Annotated in this window: 9 protein-coding genes; 7 read left to right on the top strand and 2 right to left on the bottom strand. The window is 61.2% G+C overall.

Translation table 11 applies throughout. The annotated features are described in order from the left end of the window. Window positions 1-73: 73 nt before the first annotated feature. The 3 genes from N3C12_05920 to N3C12_05910 all read left to right on the top strand — a co-directional run bounded on the left by N3C12_05920 (window position 74) and on the right by N3C12_05910 (window position 3,072). The gene (locus N3C12_05920) at window positions 74-616 is read left to right on the top strand and encodes a hypothetical protein (GenBank protein ID MCX8071972.1); all 543 of its coding nucleotides are present in this window, start codon (window positions 74-76) and stop codon (window positions 614-616) included. 118 nt (window positions 617-734) lie between these two features. Then, window positions 735-1,805, top strand: coding sequence for a TIGR03560 family F420-dependent LLM class oxidoreductase (locus N3C12_05915; protein ID MCX8071971.1), 1,071 nt, complete (start codon window positions 735-737; stop codon window positions 1,803-1,805). Between the two features lie 82 nt (window positions 1,806-1,887). Further along, complete coding sequence (locus N3C12_05910) at window positions 1,888-3,072, top strand: acyl-CoA dehydrogenase family protein (protein ID MCX8071970.1); 1,185 nt, start codon at window positions 1,888-1,890, stop codon at window positions 3,070-3,072. 78 nt (window positions 3,073-3,150) lie between these two features. Here the strand turns inward: N3C12_05910 and N3C12_05905 are convergent, their stop codons facing one another. Together N3C12_05905 and N3C12_05900 are read right to left on the bottom strand one after the other, a co-directional pair. Continuing rightward, a complete protein-coding gene (locus tag N3C12_05905; protein MCX8071969.1) occupies window positions 3,151-3,753 on the bottom strand; it encodes a lactonase family protein in 603 nt (200 codons plus the stop codon). A gap of 492 nt (window positions 3,754-4,245) precedes the next feature. Next, window positions 4,246-4,395 (bottom strand): hypothetical protein, encoded by a 150-nt coding sequence (locus tag N3C12_05900; protein MCX8071968.1) that lies wholly within the window; start codon window positions 4,393-4,395, stop codon window positions 4,246-4,248. 679 nt (window positions 4,396-5,074) lie between these two features. On the opposite strand from N3C12_05900, the gene N3C12_05895 reads away from it, so the two are divergent. From N3C12_05895 to N3C12_05880, 4 genes are all read left to right on the top strand, one after another. Beyond that, entirely contained in the window at window positions 5,075-6,259 is a 1,185-nt protein-coding gene (locus tag N3C12_05895) for a cytochrome P450 (GenBank protein ID MCX8071967.1), read from the top strand. Between the two features lie 274 nt (window positions 6,260-6,533). Next, on the top strand, window positions 6,534-7,166 hold the full coding sequence (locus tag N3C12_05890; protein MCX8071966.1) for a TetR/AcrR family transcriptional regulator: 633 nt from the start codon (window positions 6,534-6,536) through the stop codon (window positions 7,164-7,166). 9 nt (window positions 7,167-7,175) lie between these two features. Further along, a complete protein-coding gene (locus tag N3C12_05885) occupies window positions 7,176-8,267 on the top strand; it encodes an efflux RND transporter periplasmic adaptor subunit (GenBank protein MCX8071965.1) in 1,092 nt (363 codons plus the stop codon). After that, complete coding sequence (locus N3C12_05880) at window positions 8,264-11,398, top strand: efflux RND transporter permease subunit (GenBank protein MCX8071964.1); 3,135 nt, start codon at window positions 8,264-8,266, stop codon at window positions 11,396-11,398. Before N3C12_05885 ends, N3C12_05880 begins: the two co-directional genes overlap by 4 nt. Window positions 11,399-11,425: the final 27 nt, after the last annotated feature.

Raw genomic sequence — 11,425 nt, 5'->3', positions numbered from 1 at the left:
CTTTTCTTTTCTCGGGCCCCCTGGGCACTGGCACCGAAATAAAATCTTCGGTTTTTGCGTCTTTGCTCTTCGCATGACGAACATAGTGCTGAACTCTGTGCAGGGCTGGGAAGAGGATGGGGTCCGTGAGGGTTCGGAAGCTCGCGCTGCTTCGGAACGGCTTTCCGCAGGTTTCATCACGCAAGAGATCCTGTTGCCGTCGCAGTACTTCGCTCCCATCTCCGAGCGAATCTTATCGCCGGAGCAGCGGCTGATGTTGGCAATCCTCGAGGACGCGGTGTACACGGTGCTTAAGCACGCGGGCACCCGCAACCGTCGCGCGCAAAGGCTCGTGCGAGAGGCTGAAAAGTGGATGGCCCTCACCGATCGCTCGTGGATCTTCTCCTTTGAAAACATTTGCGCGGTCCTCGGCCTCGAGGCCGATGTCGTTCGCGCCCGCCTTCGCCGCTTGCAGCTCAAAGGCGAGCGCTTTGGTTCCACGGGGTTGGCACGCCTGGCGAACCAGCACCGCGTCGTCGGCCGGCAGCATCGTGTGGTCCTCGCCCCTTCGGTTCGCCGCCGCTTACGGGCGCAACAAAAGGCCCGCGCTGCGCGACCGCAAAAGTCACAGTCGTAGTGGGGACGGACGTTGCCTCGGGGGCGCGTGGACTTCCAAGACGAAGCGCTTGACGCGCCGGACCCAGTCCGGTTGCATGTCACCCGACGCCAATCGCAATGGTAAAGGAGGGCGTGGCATGCTCGAGGGAAGTCTCCGGGGCACACGGGTTGCGCTGCTCGTAATCGGTACCCTTGCTGTGCTGAGCTGCGCAGACCGGAAACCTGCACCGCCGGCCGTGCCAAAGCCCGAACCATCGGTCCGCTTCGGTTTGATGACGCCCACGGATGGTGCTCGCTACGAGGACATTTTGCGTGCCTGGCGTGAAGCGGAACGACTCGGGTGGCACAGTTTGTGGCTCAATGATCACTTCATGCCGGTATTCGGCGACACGGATCGCAACCAGTACGAAGCCTGGACGCTGCTGGCGGCACTCGCTGCCCAGACCGAGCGCGTGCGCATCGGCGTACTGGTTACCGGCAACACCTACCGCAACCCTGCTTTGCTGGCGAAAATGGCCGCCACGGTCGACGAAATTTCTCGTGGCCGTCTGGACCTCGGCATCGGCGCCGGCTGGTACCGCCAGGAGCACTTTGCGTACGGTTTTCACTTCGGTTCCGACCGGGAACGAGCGGAGCGCTTGGAAGAGGCACTCAAGGTTCTCAACCTGCTTTGGGGCGAAGAGCATCCCACCTTTCGCGGAAAGTACTACGCCCTCTACCGTGCACCGTTTGCTCCGCGCGGCGTGCAGTCTCCTCGCGTCCCCATCATCGTTGGCGGGCAAGGGAAAAAATGGATCGTACCGCTCGTGGCTCGCTACGCCGATGGCTGGAACGCACCTGTGCAAACCGATGCACAAGGTTTTGCCGAGCGCGTGGAGCTCATCCGTCAGGAATGTCAACGGATCGGACGACACAACTGCCCCACGCGTTTCTCGAAAATGTTCGCCTTGGTGACCATCTCGAACATGCCTCTCGTGGGTCCCGCGATAAGAACCGGGGCGCGCATGCTGCCGCAGGTGGACGCCGGAACGGCACGCCACCTTCTAGCGGGCTCCCCCGCGGACATTGCCGAACAAATCCTACCGTTTGTGCGCGCCGGCTGTAACGAAGTAATCGTGAGTTTCCTCCCTCCGTTCGAATCCGAAACGATTCGGCAGTTCACGGCTGAAGTGATTCCGCGCGTCCTGGCAGCGCAAGGGAACTCCTAATCGGGTAGCGTTGCCCTCGCCCCTCTTGCCGCAAACCTTTCCGCCGGTACTGTCGCGGAGCATTGTGCACGGAGGGCACCGTATGGACTGGAACATTGGCACCACGGAAAGGATGATTCGCGATACTTTCCGCGACTACTTTCTACAACATCTCGAACCGCTCGTACCCCCGATGGAGCGTGGGGAGGAGTTGCCCTATCCGTTCATGCGAAGGATGCACCGCGAGCTCGGGCTGGATGCCTTCCTGTCTCGGCGAGCGGAGTCGACCGCCACGGAGCACAGTCCTCTCAATGATTTCGGGCTCGATGAGCGAGTGCTCAAATTCGCGCGCATCACCTTTTCGGTAGAAATGGCCCGCGTGAGCCCCTCATTTGCTCTGAGCTATGGCGCGAGTGTGGGCCTTTTTGGAGCAAATGTGGCCGCACGCGGAACTCCGGAGCAAGTAGAGCGATTTGCTTTACCGGTGTTGCGCTGTGAGCGGATCGGCTGCTGGTGCCTGACCGAACCCCAGGCCGGGAGTGACGCCCTCGGCGGCATGCGCACCCGTGCTCGCTTCGATGGCGACACGTACGTGCTCACCGGCAGCAAGACATTCATCACCAACGCCCCCTACGCCGACTTGTTCTTGGTCTACGCCCGCGTACAAGGCGGACCACTGGACGGCTCGATCCAGCCCTTCATCGTGGAACGGGGTACTCCCGGGCTAGCCACCGGAGCGCCCATGCGAAAAATGGGGATGCACGGATCGCCGACCGGCGAGGTGTTCCTCGACGAGGTTAGGATTCCTGCAACCCATCTGCTCGGCGGGGGAGTGCGCCAGCGCGATCATGTGAAGTCCAGCCTTGCCCAAGAACGGCTCGGGCTCGCAGCGCTCTCCTACGGTATTGCTGAGCGCTGTTTCGAGATCGCTCGCGACTATGCCAAACAGCGCCACCAGTTCGGGCAGCCGATCGCCAACTTTCAGCTCGTGCAACAGCGTTTGGCCCGCATGTACGTTGCCCTGAGCAATGCGCGCCGCTTCGTCTACGCGGACTACTACAGTGATCGACCGCTGGCGGAGTCGCTGGCGGAAATTTGCGCCGGCAAGCTGTACTGCGCTGAAGTCGGGACCTTCGTTGCCTTCGAGGCAATCCACATCCTTGGGGGCTACGGGTACATCGAGGACTACACTGTGGAGCGGCTGGCACGCGACGCCAAGCTCATCGAGCTCGGCGGTGGCACGACGGAAATGCAAATACTAACGATTGCCCGCGAAATCCTCCGCTAACCTGGGCGTTCGCAAACACCACTCGCGCGCTCTCGCCCCGATTGCCGTGGCCAGTCGTGCGGCGGGGGGGCGCCCGCCCTAGTTGCATCCCTGCAGCAGGTCCTCGACTGCCGCCACCCGCTCGTCTACGGTGACGCGGTCGTCGCCGGTGCTATCGGCAGCGAAGCAGTCGAGCGGCTCGGTGCCGGCTAGAGCACTTCTGACCGCACGAACAACTTCATTCACGGAGACGACCCCGTCGCCATTACAATCGGCAGGGCATGGGTCCACATCCAGGCACGCTCCTGGAACAAGCACGAACAGCCCGCCTCGCACCTGGCGCAATGCAATTTGTGTGGTCAGTTCAGCATCCCACACCGTTAACAAGTGAGTTCCCAATTGGTCGGCATAGCTAGCGGCGACCACCCACGTGCCTTCAGGCTCGACCGCGATCGTGCCCATCAGACCGATGCAGGGGGCCGTCGCTACGATCCGATCTTCGCCCACTGCCAGGGCGGCTACGCGGCACTCACCGTCGGCAACCATGGGGAAGTACAACGTCGCGCCGTTTGGGGCGGAGGCCAACGGGCGCGAAGCCACGCCGGAAGGTGGCAAGCGCAACTCGTCTACTACCCTGAAGTCGGTGAGACCGAAACGAAGAAGTTCGATTCCGACGCGAAAAACGGAAGTGAAGGAGCGCACGTTGGCTGCGAACTGGTTTTGCGAAGGACCATGCGAAGCCAGGCCCAGGCAGCTCCAGTGAAGCCGTTACCGCGCGCAATGCAACGTCAACTGCGCTCAACTTCGACTTCACGGTCAGGAAGTCGTCAATACGAACAAAACGCCAGTGCACCACGTAAAGAACGTTGCCACCCTCCGAGAACGATAACATGGTTGGCGTTCCCTCGAGGTAGACTCCCGGAACGAACCTACCCGAAGCTAGGTCGTACAGACTCACACCGAACTCGGGTTCGAGCGCAAGCAGATTTCTGGCCGGGGAATACGCCCACACCCGAAAGTCCGACCGCAACGAATCCACGACTTTTCCCCGCCGAGTATGGACCACTGGGGCAACTTGGTCGAGGCTCGAGTCCGTTGTCTCCCCGGCTCTTCCCAACGCTGCCGCCAACACCACGCAGGGTCCGATGGCAGCAAAGAGGAGGTTGCTGTCTCCAGCAACCGCTATGCTCTCAATCAACCATCCACGACGGGCATCCGGTAGCGGAAACGGCCCTGGGGGAGATCGGTCGCCGTGATCGTCCCGCGAACGGCCACATAACCGCACGCCTCGCCAGCCAAACTTTGGGCCGGGTGAACGCTCAAAACTGTCAATGCCCACGCCATCCATGCCGCCAAGCGGGACCTAACGCGGCGTCGCCACTGGCTACGGCGAGTCGTCCGCTGATTGCCCCCGGTCCTGACGAGTGGGTTCAGTACCGACTCCTTCTTTGTTTCCCCCAGCCCTCGAGAGGGTTTCAAAGACACAGCGCCTAACACGACGAGGGAAGAAGGTCTAACTTCATACGTAACCGCTGTCCCCCGCCGCACAATTAAACGGAAGTTGGTAAGTCCACGGTCCATGCGGGATACCCGGACGCTCTGCCCACTTGTACCGTGACCACGGGAAGCGCGAGGCTGGGGAGCCAGGTGACAGCGAGGACCGATGCGACACCCAGGCAGTGCACCAGTGCCCGTTTGCTCCTCACGGTTGCCGACATTTGCGCTCGCCAACGCGCAAAGAAAAGACGAACCGAACCTTCGCTTGCCGCGCTGCTATCGGACATGGCTGACCTCCTCCAACTTCGAACTGAGTGTGCCCCCGCAAACAAATCAATGATCCCATCAGTTGTTCCGATGGACGTAGGGCTTGCCGCCGGCTGCATTGCCAATGAGTTTGCTCCAGAACAAAGATGCTGACCACGGCGACCAGGTAGCTGGTCAGCGGCAAGGGATAAGCTCCGCGCAAGCAGCAAACGAAGGCTCTTTTTTTCCCGGTGCAACCCTGATAGAGGACCGGGCCAGCATGGAACTCAATCCCTTCTCGTATGAGTTCCACGAAGACCCGTACCCCGTGTACGCGTGGTTACGAGAGCACGCGCCGCTGTACTACAATCCTAAACTCGAGTTTTACGCACTCACTCGTTTTCACGACGTTTGGAGTGCCCTGCAAGATTGGCGCGCCTATAGTTCACGCGAAGGGGTGACTCTCGAGCGGATCGACACGACGCTGTTCGAAGTCACGCCGATGATGATCTTCATGGATCCCCCGCAGCACGATCGGCTGCGGCGCCTCGTCAGTGCAGCCTTCACGCCACGCCGGATCGCAGCGCTCGAACCCTTCATTCGCGAGCTTGCCCAAGGGCTGATTGCTCGGCTTCGAAGGGATGGCGGCGGCGACTTCGTGGCGGACTTCGCTGCACCGCTTCCGCGCGAAGTGATTTTCACGTTGCTCGGAGTCCCCGTCGAGGACCGTGTCCAGTTGCGCGAGTGGATGGATCGCGCTCTCGAGCGCGACCCGGACAGCCCAGAAATCCCCTCACGGGCAATCGAAGCCAGCATGAACTTGGTGCGCTACTGGTTCCAGCTCCTCGAGCGGTTGCGCCGACAACCGAACGACGGCCTGATTTGCGCGCTGTTTTCTGCAGAAATCGAGCACGACAATGGCACACGCACCAAATTGAGCGATGGCGAGATTGCCGGCTTCTGCGCCCTTCTCGGGGCCGCAGGCAACGAAACGGTGACCAGATTGTTGGGTAACGCCATCGTGTTGTTCCACCGGCACCCGGACCAATGGCGCAAACTCGTGCAGGATCCTTTACGGATTCCGCAAGCGATGGAAGAAGTACTGCGCTACTGGCCGCCCTCCCAATACCAAGCCCGAACCGTCACTAAGGATGCGGAGTGGTACGGCGAAACCGTTCCGGCCGGCGCACGCATTCTCTTAGTCAACGGAGCCGCCACGCGCGATCCGCGCGCATTCTCTGACCCCGATACCTTCGATATCGACCGGCAGATCCCGCTCCACTTGAGCTTTGGCTACGGCGTGCACTTTTGCTTAGGCGCCTCGCTCGCGCGTTTGGAAGCGCGGGTGGCGATGGAGGAGTTCGTGCAGGCCTTCCCGGAGTTTTTTGTGGATGAGTCGAGGTGCGTGCGGGCGCACATGAGTAACGTACACGGCTTCGACCAAGTGCCGTTCGCATCTCGCTAAACACCGCAAAAGCTAACCGCTCCTGCCGCCGTGGCGGCACGCAAAGCGCATTCCCGCTTCCACTCACCCGTGCCTCAGCCCGTTGGCCGTATAGCACCCTACTTCGCAACCCTCCTGCTATGATGCGCGCCCCATAAGCCCAAGCTACCCCACGCGCTGCCATCGGAGGGTTCGGCTCAGCCGCGGCGCACGGAATTCTTGTCGCGGTGCAGCATTGACAGAAGTTCGGCCCTTGGTATTGTGAAACGGACTAGTCCGTTTCGAAATTGGGATCATGGCAGGACGGAAGAAAAGCGAACACATTCGGGAGGCCATTGTGCGCGGCGCCGCCGAGGTATTCTCGCGGCACGAATTCCACGAGGTTCTCACCGATGACATTGCCGCGCGGATCGGTGTCGGCAAGGGCACGTTGTATCGGTATTTTCGTTCCAAGGAGGAGCTGTATCTCGCCGCCATCGGGGATGGGCTTCGGGAGCTGCACACTTCGGTCACGAATGTGCTCGCACAACCCTCGCCGCTGGTTCCGACGATCGAGCGGCTGGTGACGACGCTGATCGGATATTTCTGGGACAAGCGCGATTTCTTCGTCCTCATGCATCGTTTAGAGCCTAAACTGAAAGCCAAAGAGCGCGCTGAATGGCGGCAACGCCGCGATGAAATCGTGGCAATGCTGGGGCGGCGCATCGATGAAGCTGCCGGCAGGGGAGAGATTCCACGGGTCGACTCCCGCCTCGCCACAGAAGCGTTGCTGGGGATGATCCGTGGCGCCTGCATGTACCGGCAGCCCGGGGATCGGCCGCAAGAAGTGGCCCAAACCATCACGCGTCTGTTCCTTTCGGGGCTTCTCGGGCCCGACTCCGTGCGGGCGAACACGACATCGCGCCGCGTTGCCGGCGTACGGCGTTGAGGAGTACGTATGCAACCTTTCCTTCGCTGGTTTCCCTTGCTGATCGCCCTCGTGTGCGCTGGCTGCGGTCGCGCCGGGGGTGCAGAGAGTGCGGCCGCCACGCGCGGTGATGCCCCACCCCAAGGGGTTGTTGTGCGGGTGGCCCGCGCGGTCGTGCGGCCAGTGCAGCGCACGGTGAACTTTGTCGGCACGTTATATGGCCGTGAAGAGGTCACCATCGCGAGTCAAGTCGAGGGCCAGGTGCGCCGGATCGGGGCTGACCTGGGGGACACCGTTGCCCAAGGAGCTGTTCTCCTAGAGATCGACGATGATGCTTGGCGCGCGCGGCTGCGCGAGGCCGAGGCCAACCTGGCCAAGGCCCGAGCCGATGAGCAGCGGGCCCGGCAACTCGTCGCCGAGCGAGTGATTTCGCCTCAGGAATACGAAGCCCGGGCCACGGCCGTACAAGTGGCAGAAGCGCAACGGGACTTGCTCAAGGTCACGGTGGAGCATGCGCGGGTCACTTCGCCCTTAGAAGCGGCCGTCGCGCGTCGGTTCGTTTCGGCCGGCGAGTACGTGCGTCCCGGCACACCGCTGTTCACCCTGGTCGTAGAACATCCGCTCAAGCTGCGCGGCGATGTTCCGGAACGTTTCGCGCCCGAGCTCGCCGCGTCGCAAGCGGTGGAGGTTCGAGTCGACGCCTACCCGAACGAGGTGTTTTTCGGAACCCTGGAGCGGATCAGCCCCGCGTCGAACCCCCAAAACCGCTCGATCACCGTGGAAGCTTCGGTTGCCAATCCTGAGCGGCGACTCAAGCCCGGATTTTTTGCCAATGCGGCCATCGTGACAAAGAGCGACGACCAGGCAGTGTGCATCCCGCAAGAAGCGGTCATCTCCTTCGCTGGAGTGCAGCGTGTGTTCGTCATCGAGAACAACCGAGCGCAAGCACGTGAAGTGGAGCTTGGTCGTCGCCTGCCGGAAGGTTTGCTCGAGGTCACCCGCGGCATTCAAGCTGGAGAGACCGTCGCTGTGTCCGGCTTGAGCAAGCTCGACTCCGGGGTGGTCGTGGAAATCGATCACACCGAAGGCGAGTCGATTGCCGGAGGAGAAGGTGGGCGATGAAGCTGGTTGAGATTTGCATCCGCCGCCCGGTGGCGGCCACGATGGGAATCGCGTTCCTCGTGGTCCTCGGTTTGTTTTCTTATCGGCACCTCTCCGTCGACCTGTTCCCCAACATCGACTTCCCCATTGTCGTCGTCAACACCACGCTCAAGGGCGCAAGCGTGGAGGAGATGGAGTCGAGCGTCACCAAGGTCATCGAAGAAGCCGTCAACACCATCGAAGGCATCGAAGAGCTCCGTTCCACGACCAAAGAAGGCTTGTCGCACGTGGTGGTGATCTTCCACCTCGAGCGCAACCGCGAAGCGGCTGTGCAGGATGTGCGCGACAAAGTCGCGGCAATTACCTCGAAACTCCCGGCTGGGACAGACCCGCCGGTGGTGATGAAGTTCGACGTCGAGGCTTCGCCGATCCTCTCTTTGGCGGTGGCCGGCCAGCGCAGCCTGCGCGAGGTCACGGAGATCGCACGAAAGTTGATCAAGGAAGACTTGGAAACCTTGCCCGGAGTGGGCTCGGTTACGCTGGTGGGCGGTCTCGAGCGTGCGATCAACATCGACGTCGACACCCAACGACTCGCAGCGTACGGACTTTCCATCGGCCAGGTGCGCTCTGCCCTGCGCGCACAAAATGTCGAGCTCCCGAGCGGGCACGTCGATCAAGGCAGCAAAGAACTTACGCTCCGAACGATGGGGCGGGTGGAGCGTGTGGAGGATTTTCGCCAGTTGATTATCGGCACCGTGCAGGGCCGACCCATCACGCTCGGCGACGTCGCCACGGTGACCGACGGTTTTGTCGAACCCCGCACGCTGGCTCGGCTTGACGGCAACCCGGCAGTAAGCCTCCTCATTCGCAAACAAAACGGGCAAAACACAGTCGACGTCATCAAACGCGTCAAGAAGCGGCTCGAAGAGCTCCGACCAGTGCTGCCGGCGGATGTCAAAACGCAAGTAGTCCAAGACCACTCGCGATTTATCGAGCGCTCGATCGAGGAAGTGCAATTTCACCTCGTGTTGGCCGCAATTCTCGTCAGCCTGACGGTGCTCCTGTTCATTGCCAATTGGCGAGCCACGCTCATTGCTGCCGTCGCCATTCCCACTTCCATCATCGCCACCTTCACGCTCATGCGGTGGCTCGGCTTCACGATCAACAACATCACGATGCTCGGGCTCGTCTTGGCCACGGGCATCGTGATCGACGACGCGGTGGTCGTCCTCGAAAACATTTTCCGCTACGCGGAAGAGAAAGGCTTGTCGCCTCGCACCGCCGCAGCCGCTGCCACGAGAGAGATCAGCTTGGCGGTGATGGCAACCACGCTGTCGCTCGTGGTCATCTTCTTACCCGTGGCGTTCATGGAAGGCCGCGTGGGCCGATTTTTTAACAGCTACGGCGTCACGGTGGCCTGCGCGATCATGGTGTCGCTGCTGGTGTCGTTCACGCTCACGCCGATGCTGTGCGCCCGCTTTCTCAAGATCAACCCGCACAAAGGCATGCGAAGCCGGCAGCGCGGCTTCTATGCGGTTATCGACCGCGGTTATGGGGCGCTGCTTCGTTGGTCACTCCAGCACCGATGGGTGATCGTGTTAGCCTCGGTGCTCACCGTTGCCACGACGATTCCGCTCTTCCGCATGGTGGGCAAAGACTTTTTGCCGCAAGATGATCAGAGCGAGTTCGAGGTGATCGTGCAAACTCCCGAAGGCTACAGCTTGGCGCGCACCGACGAAACCATGCGTGCGCTCGAGGCGAAGCTCCGGGAGCTTCCCCATGTCGAACACTTGCTGACCACGATTGGCGATGCCAGCGGCACGTTGCGTGCTGGCGAGGGGCCGGTCACGGAAGGTTCCATCTATGTGCAGCTCAGCGATTTGCGGCACCGCAGCGTGTCGCAGTTCGAGCTCATGCAACGCGCACGAGAAATTCTTGCAAGCTTCCCCGACCTCCGCGCCAGTGTGCAAAACATCAACCTCTTTATGGGTGGCGGCCAGCGGTACACTGAAATCGAATTGGATCTCACTGGGCCGAGCCTGGCTAAGCTCGAGGAGTACTCACGGCGACTCATGGAAGGCATGCGCAAAGTGCCAGGGATTGTGGACGTGGACACGACGCTGTCCGTGCGGCAGCCCGAGCTCCGGGTGCACATCCACCGCCAAAAGGCAGCCGATCTCGGCCTGCGCGTCGAGGACATCGCCACCTCGCTGCGCACCTACGTCGCGGGCGAGCCGGTGACGAAGTACAAGGAAGATCAAGAACAGTACGACGTCTGGCTTCGCGCCCGGCATCCGGATCGGGTGGATGCGCAAACGCTCGGAGACTTGACCATCGCGGCCCCAAATGGCTCGCTCGTGAAACTGGCCAACGTAGCTACTCTCCGAGAAGAACTCGGCCCGGCACAAATCGACCACTTTCGCCGGCAGCGGAAGGTCACGGTTGTGGCCAATCTCGAGAATCTGGCTTTGTCCGACGCGATCGCCCACATCGAAAAAATCTTGGCTGGCCTCGACCTCCCGCCGACGTACAAGGCGGAATTCGGAGGCCGTGCCAAAGCACTCGGCGAGACGGGGTCGAATTTCGCGGTTGCTTTCGTTTTGAGTTTGCTGTTCATGTACATGATCTTGGCAGCACAATTCGAAAGCCTGCTGCATCCGATCACGATCTTGCTGGCGCTGCCGCTCTCCGTGCCGTTTGCGCTGTTTTCGCTTTGGCTGCTGGGCGAAACGCTCAACATCTACAGCGTTCTCGGGCTGTTCATGTTGTTTGGCATCGTGAAGAAGAACGGCATCTTGCAAATCGATTACACCAACACCCTGCGCGCCCAGGGAATGGAACGGGATGCCGCCATTCTCGAAGCCAACCATGTGCGACTCCGGCCTATCCTGATGACCACACTGATGCTCATTGCAGGCATGATTCCGATCGCGCTGGGTCAGGGACCTGGCTCCAGTACCCGCGCGTCGATGGCCAAAGTGATCATCGGTGGTCAGGCGCTGTGCTTGCTCCTCACCCTGCTTCTCACGCCAGTTGCTTATTCGCTGTTCGACGACCTTGGAAAAGTGCGCCTTTTGCAGCCGATGCGCGCCTGGTTCCGCGCGCGCGGAAATCGCCTGATTGGGTTGGCAAACGGGCGTGCAAAAGCGTAAATGCCGGCCACGCGGTTGTCGGAAGGA

The sequence above is a fragment of the Candidatus Binatia bacterium genome (assembly GCA_026415395.1).
In the GTDB taxonomy this organism is placed as follows: Bacteria; Desulfobacterota; Binatia; order HRBIN30; family HRBIN30; genus HRBIN30.
This window is presented reverse-complemented; position numbering and strand designations above follow the sequence as displayed.